Below are 18,244 nucleotides of genomic sequence, written 5' to 3'. Positions count from 1 at the left end.
TTTTCTAACATTAATATTCATACATTTTTACTTTGCTTCTTTAGAATTGACTTAACTCAACCAAGGAAGCCTGACCATGCCTATAAAAACGAAAATCAGCTTAGTCGCACTCACCCTTTCGGCCCTATTATTTCCCCCCGCATATGCAGCCCCAATCTCACCCGCCTTAAATAGTCCAAGTGAGCCCGTAAGTGCTGTCATCCAAACTGGATCAGAAAAAGCCAACGCCCTGTTCGAAACCATTTTTATGGAAAACATCATGGCAAGCCCTATTTCACAAACCTATATGGGGATTAAACAAGACTATGATAAATGGGATGAAATAGGTGATGAAGCCGATGCTATCGAACTGGCCCGCACCAAGAAACAACTTGCGGCAGTGCAGCAACTCGACGCTACCAAATTAGATCCTCAAACCAGCCTAAGTCTAAAACTGCTAGTACAAAACCTGCAAAACGATATCGATGATTACCAATGGCGTTATCATAATTATCCTGTAAATCAAATGCGCGGTGGCCATTCTATGGTCGCCTCCTTCTTAATTAATCAACACCAAATTACCAATATCGAAGATGCTAAGGCCTATATCAGTCGCTTAAATGGCGTTCAAAAACGCTTAAGCCAATTACAGACGGCATTAAAAGTGCGCGCAGACAAAGGCATTATCGCGCCTAAGTTCGTGTTCGCTTATGTGATTTCAGATAGCCAAAACATTATTAAAGGCGCCCCCTTCGATAAGGGCGATGACAGCGTCCTATTGGCAGATTTTCGTCGAAAAGTCACAGCACTAGAGATCAAGGATACAGAAAAACAGGCACTGATAGCCCAAGCAGAAAAAGCCCTTGTGAGTCGGGTTGAACCTGCCTATAACACGCTTATCTCCTATCTAAAAACCCTAGAAGCCAAAGCCGATACACGGGATGGCGTATGGAAGCTGCCCGATGGGGCCACCTTCTATAACAACGCATTAGCCCGTACTACCACAACCAATATGACCGCCGAGCAAATCCATAAATTGGGACTTGCTGAAGTTAAACGCATCCATGATGAAATGCGTGCCATTATGGAGAAGGTCAATTTTAAAGGTGATTTACAGCAATTCTTTAGCTTTATGCGCGACGACCCTCAGTTTTACTACCCTAATACCGCCGAGGGTAAAGCCGCCTATTTAGCCGATGCAACTAAACTCATCGATAATATGCAGTCCCGCTTAGGTGAAGTGTTTAAGGTCAAACCCAAAGCGCCGATGATAGTAAAATCAGTCGAGGCCTTTAGGGAAAAATCTGCTGGCAAAGCCTTCTATGAGCAACCCGCACCGGATGGTTCAAGACCCGGTAGTTATTACGCAAATCTATATGATATGAAAGCCATGCCTAAATACCAGATGGAGGCACTGGCTTACCACGAAGGGATCCCAGGGCATCATATGCAAATCGCCATATCCCAAGAACTACAAAATATTCCTAAATTCCGTAAGTTTGGTGGCTATACCGCCTATATCGAGGGCTGGGGTCTATATAGCGAATCTTTTCCGAAAGAAATGGCGCTCTATGCCGACCCTTACTCTGACTTTGGGCGTCTAGCCATGGAGTTATGGCGTGCATGTCGCTTAGTGGTTGATACAGGTATCCACGCTAAGAAGTGGACCCGCGAGCAAGGCATAGCCTATTACGTGGATAATACACCCAATGCTAAATCCGATGCGGTGAAAATGGTTGAACGCCATATCGTTATGCCATCCCAGGCGACAGCCTATAAAGTGGGTATGATAAAACTGTTGGAATTAAGACATAAAGCACAGCAGCAACTTGGTAATAAGTTTGACATTAGGGACTTTCATACCTTAGTGCTAGCCAACGGTGCATTGCCACTCGATGTACTCGAAGAGCAAGTTGATCAATGGATTGCCAATATCAATAAGGCTTGATAATTCAACGATAAAGGGGGGCATTAGAAAAGTGCCTCCTGCGTATCTTAGACGGGATGAATAGCGCCCAATAAAAAAGCCACGACTCCGTGGCTTTTTTATTGGATTTATTACCTGCGTAATAAAACCCTATCTCACTGTGGGTCACTATATTTGATGTATTAATTTCAAAGGCTTAATACTCGATGTGACTTTAGGGTACAGAGAGACAAAAACTTGTCCCAGAACTAAACCACCAGAAAAAAATTACCTCAGCTATAGGGCTGAGGTAAACCAAAAACTAGGATGATGGTTTAAAAGCCAACATTGTTTTAGTTCGAAAACTTCTGCTGGCGGTGATCTAGAACTGCACTTCTGCCGATCTGTACACTCATATTGAAAGGGGTCATTTCCAATATCAGTATAGGACTCAGATCATTCCAAATCAGCTGTCGCCATTGTATTCAAATAAGAACAAAGTTCAAGCGCGCTTAATACTTATGCTTTAGTAAAGCCTAAAAAATCAAACACAAATACAGGCACAAATAAAATACAAGCAACTGATTTTAAAGGTTAAACCCACATTAAAAACCCAAAAGGCTTACATAAGGCCGTTTTTGAGAACAATGTTTTCACTTTTACTGACGCTTGCTAAAGAGTTCAGCATAGGGAATATCCCAATAGGGTGGGTTTCCAATATGATCTTTAATAAATTCGATAAAAGCGCTGACCTTAGGTGCGAGATGTTTACGGCGCGGATAAACCGCTTGCAAAGGCAAGTGGTGGGTCAATTGCCAATCCTTTAATAAGGGCACTAAGGTCCCCTTATTAATTTCATCTTCCATCAAATAGCTGGCTAAATACACTATACCTAGGCCACTAATCGCCGCCGATTTTAATGCTGGGGCATTATCGACCCTGAAATTCCCAGACACCCCAATTTCACAGTAGTCATCTCCCTTCCTAAATTGCCACATACTGTGTTCATGCCACTCGCCTTGATAGACTAAACAATTGTGATCAACCAATTGTTCAGGACGAGTCGGCTCGCCATGTTTGGCGACATAATCAGGGGAAGCAACGAGGAGGAATTGGCACTTCATTAAGGGTCTTGCCACCATTCCCAAAGGCAATTGCTCTGACATAGTGAGCAGTAAATCAAGACCTTCACTCACCACATCCACCTTATGGTCGAGTAAACTCACCTGCAACTCTAGCTCTGGATGCTTCGCCATAAAGGATGGTAAGGCTGGAATAATATGCATAGCACCAAAAGACTGGGATATACCCACTTTTAGCACGCCACGTGTGGCATCGTTCAAATTGTGAACACTTGCAATAGCCTGCTCCGCATCACGCAGTAGCTCTTCCCCTTGCAGATATAACAAGTGTCCAGCTTCAGTCAGACTTAAGCTTCGAGTGGTACGTTGGATTAATTGAACACCGAGTCTATGTTCAAGATCGGCTACCTGCGTACTGACCTTAGACTTAGAGATCCCAAGCCTTCTTGCGGCGGCGCTAAAACTACCAGCTCTGGCCACATGAGTAAAAATCGCAATAGGTTCTAACAGTTCTAACATTGAAAGTCGCCTTAAGCAGTTTACGACAATGATATTAACTTTCGGTATAACATAGGAATGCAGCATAAAACAGTTGCATACTCAATCTTTGCATCAACATCCCATGGAAAAATGTGTTTATTGCAGAGGTTTAGACCGAAAAAGTCCGCTGAAGTAGAGTATTTTATCTGACTGAATTGCCAGCTTTTCATTATATTTTAAGAGTATATCAAACATTAGTCTTTAGACTGTAACATTCCATGCTAAATAGCCGCAAGCGCCAGCGTATAGCTCATATCAATTCAAATATTCCCCTATAACGTCAAAGCCCTAGTACGATTTACGTAACTAGGGCCTTGGGTTTCAAAGTCGGGACCTAAAGTGAATGGTCACTCACAAAACTGTCATTGACGTAACTCACCGGATGCATTTTGTGTCAAGGCGTAGGAGGCTAATTCTGGCACTTCCTTGCGCAATTGGTTTTCAAGCACTAACAGCTCTTCAAATCGGCCGCACAAACGGTCGGCTTTTTCTTCTATTCCCTTAGATTGCGCCTCAATTTGTTGCTCTATATCTTGGCCTAGGTTATCCATTTTTTTGGAGAAGGCATCCATCTTGGCTTCAAAGTTCTCACCGTCGCCGGACATAATTTGGCCACCTATGGTCATCATAATAGTGCCAACTGAATTCTGAACAATTTGCTCCATTTCCTGCTCGAATTCATCGTTAAATGTACTCTGCATCGAGTCTTCCGTTGCACCTAAGTAGAAACTATCGCCATGCTTGTAGGCCACTGAATCAACCCGTTTTTGCACACCTGCCATCATTTCATCAAATTTGGCACCGGCCGCATCACCCATTAGAGGAGTTAAGGCCATGCTCACAGCTTGGGAAGCAAGAGCAACAGCCTCATTCACAAGTTCAATCACTTCTGGCACTTGAGCCGATACTTCATCGGCATATTGAGTCACTAACTTTTTTTGCTTATCGGTTAAATCGACTTGTTTGCCTTCTACAAATAACCTATCGGCTTCGATGCGATACTTCTCAGTGCCCTTCTCGCTCATAACTAATTTTTTAGGTTCAATCTTCACATCATAATTTAAAGACACGTCACAGCGATCATCGGTATCTAGCTCAGTTTTCGCTTCGGCGAGTTGTAAAGCAGATACAGTGAAAATCATCCCCGACACAGCTAAACCCATCATCAGTTTATTTATTTTCATTTTTGGTCATCCTTTGATATGAAGATCGATAAAATTTAACAACTGAAAGATGAACTGCAGAAGACATGCCAACTATTTAAAGTATTGATAATGAAATGCTTATTAAATTTGCACTAAAAAGTCAGTAGTGAAATTCACTAACTTTTAGCCTACTAGTGCTAATTAAAACAAGAGGTAAAACTAGAAAATAGATCGACCAAGACGCTGGCTTAGATGCTCGAGCATAGCAGTACCCGCAAGGGAGTTACCTTGATTATCGAGTTCAGGAGACCAGACACATATGGATAACTCGCCAGGGATAACCGCAATAATCCCGCCACCAACGCCGCTTTTACCCGGCATACCGACACGATAAGCAAATTCACCCGCACCATCGTATAGGCCAGAGGTTGCCAACAGGGCATTAAGCTGCCGAGTTTGCACTTGAGAAATCAGCTCAGTACCGTCCATAGTTTTGCCGCGATTGGCCAAATACAACATGGCCTTAGACAAGTCTGCACAATTCATCTTTAAGGCGCAGTAATGAAAATAAGTGCGCAGCACAGTATCAACATCACCCTGAAAATTACCAAATGACTTCATTAAATAAGCGATAGCCGCATTGCGCGCACTATGCTGATATTCTGAATCTGCCACCTGTTTATCGAAACACACTTTATCGTTTTGGCTGAGTTGCCTGACTAACTCAAGCATTCTGTGTTTAGGTGCACCTAAACGGCTCTGCAATAAGTCAGCAATCACTAACGCGCCAGCATTGATAAAGGGGTTGCGCGGCTTGCCACGTTCTAATTCGACTTGTACTAAAGAGTTGAATGAATGGCCCGAAGGTTCTTTGCCAACACGGCTCCAGATTTCGGCCTCTTCATATAAGTTTAAGGCTAAGGTTAAGCTGAAAACTTTAGAGATACTTTGAATCGAAAACGGCTCAAGGTAATCGCCCGCACCTAAGGTTTCACCGTCAACAGTCGTGACGGCAATGCCTAATTTACCAGCATCAACGCTGGCCAATGCGGGGATATAATTTGCAACCTTTCCTTGGCCGAGCAAGGGTCGAACTTTGTCGACCACTTCCTCAAGTAATGCCAACTCGGGCATTAACTCCACCAAATATCGTACAGTTCGCTAACTTCAACCTGAGACACTTTTTGCTTCGCCCAGAATGCCTTAACTGCAGCAATATCTTCTTCGGTACATTTGCCAATGCTTTGAGTGGCGATAATACCTTCCCATTCGATATGACCACCGCCGTGGAAACCTAATTTGCGGGCTTCGATCACTTCATCGATAAACTTATCCACAGTTGCATCGATATCGGCTTCAGATACTGATGCATCAAAAGTCCAAGTCATATCAAAACCTAACTCTTGGAATTCATCGACGCGCATTTTCTTACGTAAACGACGGCTACGATTAGTTGCCATAGTGATTTTCCCCGTTGTGTTAAAAAATTAGCTAAAAATTGAGTTCGAGATTAAGCAATATGCTCAAACATCAGATCCCATACACCGTGACCCAATCTATGGCCGCGGGCTTCAAACTTTGTCAGTGGACGGTGATCAGGACGTGGCACAACGGTGCCGTCACTCGATTGGTTTTTATAACCGGGCGCCGCATTCATTACCTCGAGCATGTGCTCGCTGTATTCTTCCCAATCGGTTGCCATATGGAACACACCGCCAATTTTCAGCTTGCGGCGGATAAGTTCGGCAAATTCCGCTTGTACTATGCGGCGCTTATGGTGACGTTTTTTATGCCAAGGATCAGGGAAGAACAATTGCACACGGGCCAAGCTACCATCGGCAATCGCATGTTCTAATACTTCCATGGCATCATGATGATACACACGTAAATTTGTCACACCAGCAATGGCCGCATCACTTAGGCAAGAGCCTACACCAGGCTTATGTACTTCAATACCAATAAAATTTTGCTCTGGTGCCTCTTTTGCCATTTGCACCAAAGAGGCGCCCATGCCAAAGCCAATTTCCAGAACTGTATCGGCTTCACGGCCAAAAACGTCGCTCAGGTTCAATGGCGCTGGGCTGTAATCTAAGCCCATTGTTGGCCACTGGCTTTCAATAGCTTGTGCTTGGCCTTTAGTTAAGCGACCTTCTCTTAGGACAAAGCTTCTGATCTTGCGCAGATACTTGCCTTCTTCATTAAATTCAGCGGTAGTGACTTCGCTCATTTTTGCCTCGTCTAGTGGACAGCACCATCATAAAAGAAGGGCATTATCCAAAGTTCAACATACAGTGCAAGCACTAATGGCGCCAAAGTATACCAAGATTATTTAAGAGTGCGAATTTAGCGGTGATTTTCGGCTTTTTAGCCCTTATCCACCTGTCTTTGAGCTTGTCTAAGAAGATAACTGCCGCTACACTGCGCCGATGAAATCTACAGCCTCCTTCTCTACACGTATCGTCTCTTGGTACGACAATCACGGTCGTAAAACTCTCCCTTGGCAGCAGGATAAAACCCCATATAGCGTATGGGTTTCTGAGATCATGCTACAACAAACTCAGGTTGCGACTGTTATTCCCTATTACCTTAAATTTATGGCGCGCTTTCCCGATGTGTTAGCACTTGCTAACGCACCAGATGATGAGGTGTTGCATCATTGGACTGGCCTTGGGTATTACGCTAGGGCGCGTAATCTGCACAAAGCGGCCAAAATGATCCGCGACGATTATCAGGGATTATTTCCAACGGATTTTGAGCAAGTGCTCGCCCTACCCGGCATCGGCCGCTCAACGGCAGGCGCAGTATTATCGCTGTCGCTTGGGCAACATCACCCCATTCTCGACGGTAACGTCAAACGTGTATTAGCTAGACACGGCGCTATAGCTGGTTGGCCGGGGCAAAAGACGGTTGAGGAACAACTTTGGCAGCTGACTGATGCCTTGACACCGCAGCAGGATATTCAGAAATATAACCAAGCCATGATGGATATCGGCGCCAGTATTTGCACCCGTAGCAAACCTAACTGTGCCGCCTGCCCAGTCGCGATTGATTGCAAAGCTCAACTGATTGGCAGACAAACCGATTTCCCAGGCAAAAAGCCTAAAAAAACCATCCCGACCAAAGCGGCGTGGATGTTAGTGCTAATGCAAGATAACCAAGTGTTTTTAGCTAAACGTCCGCCAGCGGGAATTTGGGGCGGACTCTGGTGCTTTCCTGAATTTGCCACCCAAGACGCCCTTGAAACTCATCTTGAAGAACAAGGGTTTGATGCGCAGCAACTCGAATGGTTAACTGGCTTTAGGCACACATTTAGCCACTTTCATTTAGATATTCAGCCCATGATGCTTAACTTAGATAAAACTCATGGTGATAAAACCCTCGGCAATAAACAGAGCGTGGGTGCTGTCATGGAACAAAACCAGTCTCTCTGGTATAACATAAGCCATCCTTCCAAAGTGGGACTCGCCGCCGCCACCGAGCGCGTGCTAGCCAATTTGGGATCACTCGTTCAATCCGCAGTCAGTAAGGAATAATCATGGCGCGTACAGTCAATTGCGTATATTTAAATAAAGAAGCCGACGGCCTAGACTTTCAACTGTATCCAGGTGATTTAGGTAAACGTATTTTTGATAACATCAGCAAAGAAGCTTGGGGCCTATGGCAAAAAAAGCAAACCATGCTGATCAATGAGAAGAAACTCAACATGATGAATGTTGATGATCGTAAATTTCTTGAAGAACAAATGACCTCTTTCCTATTTGAAGGAAAAGACGTTGAAATTGAAGGTTTTGTGCCAGAAAAAGATCAAGATTAATTCTTGCTTTAACTTGCTTTAACCTAACAATAAAACCCACAAAAAAGCGCCTTTCGGCGCTTTTTATGTATCTAAATGGCAGAATAAAGCGTTACTTACGCACACCTTCAACCACCAGATCTAACTCAACATGGCTAGACGCTGGGCCTAAGTCCATTTTGATACCGAAATCTTTCATCGCAAAGGTGGTTGTGCCAGTAAAACCTGCACGGTAGCCACCCCAAGGATCTTGACCTTCACCCACGGCATGGGCCTTGATCGCTAATGGTTTAGTGACACCATTTAAGGTTAAGTTACCGTTAATCACTAAATCGCCATTACCTTTATCTTCCACCGAAGTAGACGTAAAAGTCGCTTTAGCGAATTTGCCAGTATTGAGGAAATCTTCGCTACGAATATGCTTATCACGCTCGGCGTGGTTTGAATCCACACTTAAAGTATTCACAGTTACATTCACTTTAGCTTCAGTCGGTTTAGCCGCGTCATAGCTAAAATCGCCGCTAAAATCATTAAAACGACCAACCACATAGCTATAACCTAAGTGATTCACTTTAAAAGTAATTGAAGCATGCGCCCCTTCACGGTCAATCACATAGTCAGCAGCATTCGCCGCCATTGGAACCAATAGAGATGCACCTATCAGTGCGCTTAACAGTTGCTTTTTCATTATATTATCCTCGATTAAATTTAATCATTTTCAGTAGAGTTGCATCTTTATCGATAAAGTGATGTTTTAACGCACCTACAGCGTGGATGACCACAAGTGCGATTAAGCTATAAGCCGCATATTGGTGGATATCGCCCGCTATATCGGCTTGATTTTCAAATAAAGGTCCAAAGCCTGGGAGTTCAAACCAGTCAAACACCATAATCCCCCGGCCTTCGGCCGTTGAAATTAAAATCCCTGTAAACATAATCACCAGCATTAAGCTATAAAGGGTGAAATGCGCTATATGTGCCGCCTTTACCTCCCACGGCTGATGGGCAGCCTCTGGTGCAGGTTTAGGGTTTACTAAGCGCCATAACAAACGAAATACCGTTAAAGCTAACAATAAAATCCCAATACTTTTATGTAGATGCGGCGCGGTCTTGTACCAAGCGCTGTAATAGGTTAACTCTACCATCCACACACCGACTGCAAACAAACCTATGATGACTAACGCGCTCACCCAATGAGTCACAATGGCAATCAATCCATAAGCCAACTGACTATTTCGAAACATACTGCGACTCCATACCCGCGTGATTTCCATCCATCGATGAAATAATGTTCATTATAATAAGTCTAAATTTAAAAACTAAAATCAGTAAAAATCGCTTATATCTTTCGATATTTTAGAAAATAAGCCAGAAATCATGCTCTGTGAGCACAAACCTATAGTAAACATCGGTATCTCTCTTTCTTGAAAAATACAGTTAACCAATGAAATTGGCCTTAATTCGCAAAATAAGAGATAAAAAACACCCAAGATGTGCATTAAACAGCCGAACGAGTTGTTTGTCGGGAAAAAGCACTTGCAGAGGTGATACTCCCTAGCTAATATAGCCGCACTTCGAGCAAGACAGCTTTGTGCAGTAAGTTAGAAGTAGTCAACTAACGCTTAGTTTAGTTGCCCGAATAGCTCAGTCGGTAGAGCAGAGGATTGAAAATCCTCGTGTCCCTGGTTCGATTCCGGGTTCGGGCACCACTATTTTGCAGTAAAAGTTTAGCCGGCATAGCTCAGTTGGTAGAGCAACTGACTTGTAATCAGTAGGTCCCGAGTTCGACTCTTGGTGCCGGCACCATATAAACAACGAAACCACTCATTGAGTGGTTTTTTTGTATCTGTTTTTTGTTTCTGTTTTTTGTATCTGAAATCTTAAATGCTCAGCGCAGAACGCAACTGACTTACTCTCGATAATTCCAGTAGGTTCCGAGTTCGACTCTTGGTGCCGGCACCATCTAAACAACGAAACCACTCATTGAGTGATTTTTTTGTTTCTGCTTTTTGTATCTGAAATCTGAAATGCTCAGCGCAGAGCGCAACTGACTTACTCTCGATAATTCCAGTAGGTCCCGAGTTCGACTCTTGGTGCCGGCACCATATAAAACAACGAAGCAACTCATTGAGTATTTTTTGAGATCTGAGGACAGAACAGTGAGCATCTCAATATTCATTACCGCCAAAATGCTAAATTTTTCAGCAATCAAGGTAAGATAAAATTGTCGAAACAAATAAATACTCGCTTTTTGTTTAATAGTTAATCAGTCGTCTAAAAAGGGCTTGCACAGCCAAAGCGAGCACTATATTATACGCGCACTTCGAACAAACAGGGTCTAAAGCCTTAGTTTGAAGTAGTTCACTAACGCTTAGTTTAGTTGCCCGAATAGCTCAGTCGGTAGAGCAGAGGATTGAAAATCCTCGTGTCCCTGGTTCGATTCCGGGTTCGGGCACCACTATTTTGCAGTAAAAGTTTAGCCGGCATAGCTCAGTTGGTAGAGCAACTGACTTGTAATCAGTAGGTCCCGAGTTCGACTCTTGGTGCCGGCACCATATAAACAACGAAGCCACTCAATGAGTGGTTTTTTTGTATCTGAAATTTAGATATACCCACAGGTGATGGTTCGCATCTGCAAGACTAGCAAGAATGCTCAACCGTTGCAGCGCAACTGACTTACTGTCAGTTTATTTGCTTAATTCGAATGGCATAGGCCTATCACCAGCTTGCACTTGATGTTGAACATGGCGCCAGCCTTGAGTGAGCTCACTAAGGTGCTCTTTTCTCTCGGGGAAATGCATAGAAAGTTTATCGAGAACATCGATTTGCTTCTTACATAGTAATGACCAACGGTCTGCATTTGATAAGTACATGGCGTTTTCCTTAACTGGGGGTTACTTTTCCTTAGCCAATTAAGTCTAAGCTGAAATCCATTTATAGCCAATGCAAAATTGCGTGTTAGCGCACTGTTAAAACACCCCACTCCAGAGTATCTTTGCCTTATAAACATAAGATAGGAGGCGTTATGACAGCCGATATTTTCAAACTCATTTTTGTGGTGATTGGTTTGTTTCTGGTTTACAAACTGATATTTGGCGGCAAAAAGGGGCTCACAATTTTTGAAATGCATTTTAAAGATGGCCGTATGACCCAGCATAAAGGCAAGATCCCAGAGCGCTTCGAGCGCGAATGTCGCCACATAGCTAAAGTTGAAAAATTGACCTGCACAGTAAGGGCTGAAAAATCTGGAGATGTGCGCTTACATATTTCCGCCAATGTGAGTGACAATATGAAGCAAAGGATCCGTAATCTGTTTCCCTTCGAGTATTACGATAAAAAATCCGTCGATAACAGTCGCCAAGCGGGTTAGATCTTTATATGCCCCTAGCAACCTCAATGCTTATTTGAGGTTGCCATTTTCAACTAACACATTGTTGTTACAGAGCTAAAAATCCTAGCCATTATGTTGAGTATTATTTTTGGATGACTAAAGTGACCTTAGCGACTGTGATGCCAAACTTAATAATATCACTCTGATTAATAATGGTATTGTCATTCACTAGGAACATCCAATCGTCGAAATGTACTTGATATTCCTCACCATCCACGGGCAATAACATATCGTATTCCCAACGTAGCGCACTGCCGCTAGATTGACCATCGGCGGTGCCGATAATATCACCCGCGGTTCCTGAGTATCGCCCTTCCCCTAGTGCTTTAATACGCCACACACGGGTTTGAGTTTCGCCATCATCATAGACAAACCACTCATTAATGACTCCCTCACTCCCCTGCCAACTGGCTTCCATAATGACATTGAATTTACGGATCACTTTGCCACTAAAATCATGCACAACCCCAGAGGCTTTTAATGGCCCATTAAAAAATGATTCCAACACCAGTGTCGGATGAGTGTCTTTATAATCAGTCACTTCCACCGATGAACAACCCAATAACGACCCTATTACTATCAGACCTAAAAATAGCTTTCGTCCGATAAGTCGTGTTAACAATCGCATGGTTTCTCTCCGAGTAATTGCGCCCGCAAACTCGGACGACTAGTGTCTTTCGAAAGCCAAATCGCTAAAAATGCGCCTGCAAAATTGACATCATGGATAATATCAAGCGGTTGATGATTAAAGAAAAATTGACTCGTTTGTCCATCTATCACTTTAAAACTTAAATGGTCGCCCTGCTTCACATTCGGCCAAGTTGCATCTAATAAACCCAACCAACGCTGGATATCATTCTCGGCAAACCCTAGATGTTTCCATTGATCTTTTGTCGCCTCTAACAGATCTTCAGCATCAATATCGCGATAATATTCAATATCTAACAGCTGCGGATATTGCCCCTCTTGATAATGGCCAGTTAGCGTCAGCAGTCTCGCCCTGTACAAGTTAAACCACAGCCAATCCATTTCTGCGCGGCCCACTTCTAAAAACGTCAGCCTTACATCGGCATCAATCAACTCTAGAGTCTTGTTTTCAACACTAGAGGTTTTGGCCTCTACTTTTGTTAAAGGCGCAGTTAATAAACCGAGCGCCAATAAACATAAACAGCTTGAGTCCAATACCGTAAAGGTACGGGCCTTGGTACTTCGATTAAATCCATAGGGATTTGCAAGTTGGATTAAAAATGGCAGCAAGACCAGCCAAACAAAAAATAACACGAAAGCTGAAATAACATTGCCATAGGGTAAATTCACTGCATTAAACTCTGCGCCCGCTAAGTAGCTTAACCCGCCAAATATTCCTCCGAGTAATGCCTGAAATATCAGCGGTAAAGGCCGCATAAAGGCCAAGCTATGATTCAGGGTCAAAGCAAAATGCAGCCACAGACAGCCAAGCCACCAGGGGAAAAGAGCGAACTCAAACAGCCCTAAAACAGCAAGTACGGTATCGATGCCAATTCCTAAGGCCGCAGCCTTTAGCATTAATAGCAAATCCACTTTGCGATACTCGTGCTTACCTAAGGCGGCTAACAAGATAAAGTGAATCAATAACAAAGGGATAGTAAGCAGCAGTGAGCTGTTAAGCCAAAGCACGCTAGACCACCACACCAGCTGAAAACTCAAGGCGTTATAGATAATAAAGCCGTGATGTTTAAGAGGAACCCGAGAGTTAGCTAACACAGACTTCATCTTTGCCTCACATTTATCTTGCTACAACTACAGCGACAATTTCATTTAAATGGATGCATCTAAACGAACAACTCTCAACGGCTAATCTAACCGGATAGCCGCAGGAACAGCCAGGCTAGGCTGACTATTGCCTAGAACGCGATAGTCCGGACGTACGGCAACTAAATGCACAGTGCTTGTGGTTCGCTCTAAAAATCCACCTTCACAATAACTTAGGTAGAATTTCCACATGCGAATAAAGTCTTCGCCATAACCTAAGGTTTGGATTTCATCAACGGCATGATCGAAATTCTCATGCCAGTGTCTCAGGGTTTTGGCGTAATCGAGCCCCATATCATCGAGCGACCAGACCACCATATCCGTCTGTTTGGCAATATGGCCGACCATTTGACTCACTGAAGGTAAGCAACCACCTGGGAAAATATAGCGCTGAATAAAATCCACACTCTTGCGATAGCTGTCGTAGCGTTGGTCGGCAATCGTTATCGCCTGTAACAGCATACGACCATGGGGTTTTAACAGGGATTGCAGCTTTTTAAAGAAACCCGGTAAATACTCATGCCCCACAGCTTCAATCATCTCGATAGAAACAACCCTGTCGTATTCCCCCGTTAGATTGCGATAATCCTCGGTTAACAGTGTCACTTTATCGCTTAACCCTTCGCGTTCGACGCGGGCTTTAGCATAGGCGTATTGCGCATCTGAAATCGTCGTTGTTGTCACGTGCACGTCATAGTGCTTGGCCGCATAGATAGCCAGCGCGCCCCAGCCAGTACCAATCTCAAGCAAGGTTTGCCCGGGCTGTAAATCGAGGCGCTCGCAAATAGTCATTAGCTTAAACTGCTGGGCTTCCTCTAAGCTTGCTTTCTCATGGGGATAAAGCGCGCTCGAGTACAACATTTCACGGTCGAGAAATTGCTCGTACATGGCATTACCCAAATCATAATGGGCGAGAATATTGCGCTTTGAGCCCTCTTGAGAATTGCGATTCAGCACATGCTTCACACGGTTTATCATGCCAGTTAACCAAGAGAATTTGGCTTCAATCCTATCGAGTAAGGCTAAATTGCGGGCAAACAGTTGCACAACTTTGGTGAGATCTGGGCTAGTCCAATGGCTTTGAATATAAGCTTCACCGGCACCAATGGAGCCTGAAAGCATGATTTGACGATAAAAACTTGGGTGTTTAACCACAAGCGTCGCGTGTAAATCGCTATGACTCTCACCAAAACGATAACTCTTGTCGCCCTCAACTAAGGTCAAGCAGCCGTGGGGCAAACTTTCCAGCGCCTTAAGCAAGACTTTACGCGCAATACTGTCGGGCAGTTTCCCTGTGGTGACTGAGGTTTGCGAAGCCGTATTTTCCATGTTATTTCTCCATCTGAGCTGGATGCGGCACAAAGGGCACACGTTTGAAGAAGAGTTTTAGCGCTTGCCAATATATTCCGAAGAAGATCTTGAGCGTCATAAAAGGGAAGCGAAACAACAACGTCCGTAAATTGGTCGCCGTGATCGGTTGGCGTTTCATCACAAGATTGGCATTAAACAGTTTTTTGCCATTCTCTTGCATCGACTTGTTTTCAATACCAATATTCAAAACCTCACCCGGCGCAGACACATGCCAGAGATAACGCATATCGAGAGTCATAAAGGGGGAAACGTGAAACACCTTATCTGAAGCTTTAGGCGCGGCTAAATCCACTAAATAGCAATGACGCTGATCCCAAGGCGTGTTACTCACTTCGGCCAACATATATAAAGGCGTTTGATCTTGATAACAAAAGTAAAAATTAACCGGGCTAAAATACAGGCCAAAATGGCGGATCTGCCCCACAAACAAGACTCTATTACACAGCTTATCTGCGCCTAACTCGGCCACTTGCGCCAGTACACGACTCTTGAGTGCAGCCGCGCTCGGATCGGCTACGGCCACTTCGCTGTTATGATTGGCTTTAGTCGTAAAAGTCGTTAAATAATCCCTTGGATTAAACCTCAGTAAAGCGCCGCGTTGGCTGGCAAAAACTCGCCCCATAGCACTAATCCTATCGAGTTCATCTAAGTCAATCGCCAGCAGCGCCATGGCATAACTAAAGCTATGTTTAATCGGTGTAAAACGGCTGTGGGATACAGTGCCGTAATAAATGCCACTATTAAGCTCTGTCATAGGCTGATACCAAAATGAGCGCACACATCCAGTGCACTGCGGACCCCATCTTCATGGAAACCATTGTGCCAATAGGCACCAGCAAAATGGGTATGATTTTGACCGGAGATTTCCTCACGGCGACCCTGCGCCCTAAGGCTGGCTTCGTTAAATACTGGGTGGGCATAGTTGAAGCGGCGTATGACTTTCGCTGCATCAATCAACTCTGACTGATTTAAGGTGACACAAAAAGTAGGTGCATTGGCTGGCAACTGTTGCAGTATGTTCATATTGTAAGTCACTGATGCAGGGCGTTTTAGATTGCCATCTAATCGATAGTTCCAACTCGCCCAGGCGGCTTTTCGCTTAGGCAAGATACTTGTATCTGTGTGCAACACCACATCGTTATTCTGGTAGTTGAGAGCGCCTAAGATGGCTATCTCTTTGGGCGTAGGATCCTTTAACATCCGCAGTGCTTGGTCGCTATGGCAGGCTAAAATCACCTCGTCAAACTCCAGCCATTCACCGTGGACTTGTAACCTCACCCCATTGCCATGGCGTTCGATACCTGTCACGGGTGAGTTAAGGCGGATATTGTCTTTAAAGGGCGCAATAAGATCGGGAATATAACTACGAGAGCCACCCTTTAGCACATACCACTGGGGTCTATCACTGACATTCAATAAACCATGGTGCTGGAAGAAACGAATAAAAAACTTCAACGAAAACGCACGCATATCTTCTATGCTCGAAGACCAAATCGCCGCCCCCATGGGCAAAATGTAGTGCTCAGCAAAAAATGCTGAAAAGTTTTCATTGTCTAAATAATCACCTAAGTTACCTTCGGGATAAATATCCTGTTGATAGAGTGCTTTACAGCCTTTATTGAAGCGTAAAATTTCTTTTAAAAAGGCCCAAAAGCGTGGATTCAGGAGGTTACGCTTTTGGGCAAACAAACTCCCTAAATTGTGGCCATTGTATTCTAGCCCTGTCAGGGCATTGTGCACGCTAAAACTCATCTCAGTCGGTAATATAGTGACGTTAAGGCGAGCTAATAAACGTTCAAATCGTGGGTAGGTTCTGTCATTAAACACAATAAAACCTGTGTCTATAGCGTAGGTTTGCCCTTGATGTTCCACATCGACCGTTGCTGTGTGGCCGCCGATATAGTCATTGGCCTCGAATACAGTGACCTTGTGCGATTCACTTAATAGATGGCCGCAGGTTAAGCCTGAAATGCCAGTGCCGACGATAGCGATATTTTTCATAAACTTGGGTCCTTAAACGGCTTTGCTTGAGTATCGTTTGCAATCACTTTTTGCCACACAATGGCAGGTAAAAACGACATCAATTTCAATAGATAAGTAAAACGGCGCGGAAAATGGATCTCACGCCTGCCAGCGTTAAGTCCCTCGCGTATCGCTTTAGAAGCGGTTTGCACACTCACTTGCATTGGCATAGAAAAATCATTTTTGGCCGTCAGTGGCGTTGCCACAAAACCTGGGCAAATCAAGCTCACGCCTATGTCATTCTTGGCAAGATCGAGGGCAAGACTCGAGGCTAAATACTGCACGCCAGCTTTAGAGGCGCCATAGGCTTCGGCGCGTGGAAAAGGCAAGTAAATGGCACTAGAACTCATTAAGCCAATGTGCGAACCCCTTGGCATTAAAGGTAAAAATGCCCCAAGGCAGTATCCCATCGCGATCAAATTGGTATGGACGATGCGCTCGAACAATAGATCATCAAAGGCCTTAGCATCGTCTATATATTCACAACTGCCCGCGTTTAAAATCAGCAAATCGAGCTGACTATCGGTCCGCGTCAATAGCTCGGCTAAATCTTGGCCAGCTTGTTGAACTTGGTCGCGCTGGGATATATCGAAAATTAACAGCGTGACATCAGGGAGGTCATTCAAGGCTAACGCCTCTAACCTTTCTTGGGAGCGACCACAGGCGATCACATGCCAACCTAAGGCTAAATAGTCCTTAGCCAATTGCAGCCCAATACCTGAGCTTGCACCTGTGATCAGCACTGTATTTATTTTCATCGACTTAACGGCGTCCATTACTTTGCCGCCCTGTCTTTGAGTAAACGAATAAGGCCGCCCATACAAGGCAAATGCTCATACAACATTTGCCCTAAGTCGAAGTAATCCCTATGGAAATAAATCTTGTCGTTAAATTTCAGCTGGCTCATGCCATCAACACGGATAAGTCCGCCTTTATTTAACTTAGGGTGGCAATATTGCATCTGCCAGAACAGCGCGGCTTGATTCGCATCCTGCTGTACTTCTTTGATCTCAAAATGAATATGCTGAACATTCTTGTATAACTTCGCAAAATACTGAGTTAAGGCCTCTAGCCCTAAAATTTGATGCATAGGATCGGTAAAGCGAATACTGTCATCGTAAACCCGCCCTAGAAGATGCAAGTTGTCTTTATTCAAAGCCTGATAAAGCTGAATAAAATCATCAACAAGTGTATTAGGCAGAGTCGTCTCATGATTTGTCATCT

The 18,244-nt window shown here is 44.1% G+C and carries 19 protein-coding genes, 4 tRNA genes and 1 pseudogene; 8 read left to right on the top strand and 16 right to left on the bottom strand.

Annotation, left to right across the window (positions count from 1 at the left end):
- The first annotated feature begins 76 nt into the window (after nt 1-76).
- Nucleotides 77-1,927, top strand: coding sequence for a DUF885 family protein (locus MJO46_RS18150; protein ID WP_253990532.1), 1,851 nt, complete (start codon nt 77-79; stop codon nt 1,925-1,927).
- A gap of 617 nt (nt 1,928-2,544) precedes the next feature.
- On the opposite strand, the gene MJO46_RS18145 is transcribed toward MJO46_RS18150, so the two are convergent.
- From MJO46_RS18145 to trmB, 5 genes are all read right to left on the bottom strand, one after another.
- A complete protein-coding gene (locus MJO46_RS18145) occupies nt 2,545-3,486 on the bottom strand; it encodes a LysR family transcriptional regulator (RefSeq protein ID WP_253990531.1) in 942 nt (313 codons plus the stop codon).
- Between the two features lie 383 nt (nt 3,487-3,869).
- Entirely contained in the window at nt 3,870-4,691 is an 822-nt protein-coding gene (locus MJO46_RS18140) for a YggN family protein (protein WP_253990530.1), read from the bottom strand.
- Between the two features lie 180 nt (nt 4,692-4,871).
- The gene (glsB, locus tag MJO46_RS18135) at nt 4,872-5,786 is read right to left on the bottom strand and encodes a glutaminase B (RefSeq protein WP_253990529.1); all 915 of its coding nucleotides are present in this window, start codon (nt 5,784-5,786) and stop codon (nt 4,872-4,874) included.
- Nucleotides 5,786-6,112, bottom strand: coding sequence for a YggL family protein (locus MJO46_RS18130; protein WP_253990528.1), 327 nt, complete (start codon nt 6,110-6,112; stop codon nt 5,786-5,788). Before MJO46_RS18130 ends, glsB begins: the two co-directional genes overlap by 1 nt.
- A gap of 50 nt (nt 6,113-6,162) precedes the next feature.
- Nucleotides 6,163-6,879: a tRNA (guanosine(46)-N7)-methyltransferase TrmB gene (gene trmB, locus MJO46_RS18125; RefSeq protein ID WP_253990527.1), complete on the bottom strand. Its 717-nt coding sequence runs from the start codon at nt 6,877-6,879 to the stop codon at nt 6,163-6,165.
- A gap of 199 nt (nt 6,880-7,078) precedes the next feature.
- Here trmB and mutY point away from each other — a divergent pair, with 199 nt between their 5' ends.
- Nucleotides 7,079-8,185: an A/G-specific adenine glycosylase gene (mutY, locus tag MJO46_RS18120; RefSeq protein ID WP_253990526.1), complete on the top strand. Its 1,107-nt coding sequence runs from the start codon at nt 7,079-7,081 to the stop codon at nt 8,183-8,185.
- A gap of 2 nt (nt 8,186-8,187) precedes the next feature.
- Nucleotides 8,188-8,466, top strand: coding sequence for an oxidative damage protection protein (locus tag MJO46_RS18115; RefSeq protein WP_011788659.1), 279 nt, complete (start codon nt 8,188-8,190; stop codon nt 8,464-8,466).
- 91 nt (nt 8,467-8,557) lie between these two features.
- Here the strand turns inward: MJO46_RS18115 and MJO46_RS18110 are convergent, their stop codons facing one another.
- Nucleotides 8,558-9,133, bottom strand: a complete 576-nt coding sequence (locus tag MJO46_RS18110) for a YceI family protein (RefSeq protein ID WP_253990525.1) — start codon at nt 9,131-9,133, stop codon at nt 8,558-8,560.
- Nucleotides 9,134-9,137: 4 nt separating this feature from the next.
- Nucleotides 9,138-9,689 (bottom strand): cytochrome b, encoded by a 552-nt coding sequence (locus MJO46_RS18105; protein ID WP_253990524.1) that lies wholly within the window; start codon nt 9,687-9,689, stop codon nt 9,138-9,140.
- 389 nt (nt 9,690-10,078) lie between these two features.
- On the opposite strand from MJO46_RS18105, the gene MJO46_RS18100 reads away from it, so the two are divergent.
- The 4 genes from MJO46_RS18100 (at nt 10,079) to MJO46_RS18085 (ending at nt 11,000) form a co-directional block, all read left to right on the top strand.
- Nucleotides 10,079-10,154, top strand: a tRNA-Phe gene (locus MJO46_RS18100).
- Between the two features lie 21 nt (nt 10,155-10,175).
- A tRNA-Thr gene (locus tag MJO46_RS18095) sits at nt 10,176-10,251 on the top strand.
- A 576-nt stretch (nt 10,252-10,827) separates the two neighbouring features.
- Nucleotides 10,828-10,903: transfer RNA gene (locus MJO46_RS18090), tRNA-Phe, on the top strand.
- Between the two features lie 21 nt (nt 10,904-10,924).
- Nucleotides 10,925-11,000 (top strand) — tRNA-Thr (locus tag MJO46_RS18085).
- Between the two features lie 132 nt (nt 11,001-11,132).
- Here the strand turns inward: MJO46_RS18085 and MJO46_RS18080 are convergent.
- The gene (locus tag MJO46_RS18080) at nt 11,133-11,318 is read right to left on the bottom strand and encodes a hypothetical protein (protein ID WP_253990523.1); all 186 of its coding nucleotides are present in this window, start codon (nt 11,316-11,318) and stop codon (nt 11,133-11,135) included.
- A gap of 152 nt (nt 11,319-11,470) precedes the next feature.
- On the opposite strand from MJO46_RS18080, the gene MJO46_RS18075 reads away from it, so the two are divergent.
- Entirely contained in the window at nt 11,471-11,815 is a 345-nt protein-coding gene (locus tag MJO46_RS18075) for a DUF3634 family protein (protein WP_198780635.1), read from the top strand.
- 103 nt (nt 11,816-11,918) lie between these two features.
- Here the strand turns inward: MJO46_RS18075 and MJO46_RS18070 are convergent, their stop codons facing one another.
- The 8 genes and pseudogenes from MJO46_RS18070 to MJO46_RS18040 all read right to left on the bottom strand — a co-directional run bounded on the left by MJO46_RS18070 (nt 11,919) and on the right by MJO46_RS18040 (nt 18,242).
- Nucleotides 11,919-12,464 (bottom strand): DUF3833 domain-containing protein, encoded by a 546-nt coding sequence (locus MJO46_RS18070; RefSeq protein WP_253990522.1) that lies wholly within the window; start codon nt 12,462-12,464, stop codon nt 11,919-11,921.
- A complete protein-coding gene (locus MJO46_RS20025; RefSeq protein WP_367880941.1) occupies nt 12,452-13,018 on the bottom strand; it encodes a chalcone isomerase family protein in 567 nt (188 codons plus the stop codon). The genes MJO46_RS18070 and MJO46_RS20025 overlap by 13 nt, the downstream gene beginning before the upstream one ends.
- Nucleotides 13,019-13,588 (bottom strand): annotated as a pseudogene (locus tag MJO46_RS20020) (DUF2878 domain-containing protein); the annotation flags it as partial.
- Nucleotides 13,589-13,669: 81 nt separating this feature from the next.
- Nucleotides 13,670-14,956 carry a cyclopropane-fatty-acyl-phospholipid synthase family protein gene (locus MJO46_RS18060; protein WP_253990520.1) on the bottom strand — a complete coding sequence of 429 codons (1,287 nt, stop codon included), beginning with the start codon at nt 14,954-14,956 and terminating at the stop codon, nt 13,670-13,672.
- Between the two features lies 1 nt (nt 14,957).
- Entirely contained in the window at nt 14,958-15,752 is a 795-nt protein-coding gene (locus MJO46_RS18055; protein WP_253990519.1) for a DUF1365 domain-containing protein, read from the bottom strand.
- Nucleotides 15,749-16,999: an NAD(P)/FAD-dependent oxidoreductase gene (locus MJO46_RS18050; RefSeq protein WP_253990518.1), complete on the bottom strand. Its 1,251-nt coding sequence runs from the start codon at nt 16,997-16,999 to the stop codon at nt 15,749-15,751. The genes MJO46_RS18055 and MJO46_RS18050 overlap by 4 nt, the downstream gene beginning before the upstream one ends.
- Nucleotides 16,996-17,796 carry an SDR family NAD(P)-dependent oxidoreductase gene (locus MJO46_RS18045; RefSeq protein ID WP_253990517.1) on the bottom strand — a complete coding sequence of 267 codons (801 nt, stop codon included), beginning with the start codon at nt 17,794-17,796 and terminating at the stop codon, nt 16,996-16,998. Before MJO46_RS18045 ends, MJO46_RS18050 begins: the two co-directional genes overlap by 4 nt.
- Entirely contained in the window at nt 17,796-18,242 is a 447-nt protein-coding gene (locus MJO46_RS18040) for a nuclear transport factor 2 family protein (protein ID WP_253990516.1), read from the bottom strand. The genes MJO46_RS18045 and MJO46_RS18040 overlap by 1 nt, the downstream gene beginning before the upstream one ends.
- Nucleotides 18,243-18,244: the final 2 nt, after the last annotated feature.

Source organism: Shewanella sp. KJ2020, assembly GCF_024197625.1.
GTDB lineage: Bacteria > Pseudomonadota > Gammaproteobacteria > Enterobacterales > Shewanellaceae > Shewanella.
The sequence above is the reverse complement of the archived record's forward strand: the minus strand, read 5'-3'. Positions and strand labels throughout refer to the sequence as shown.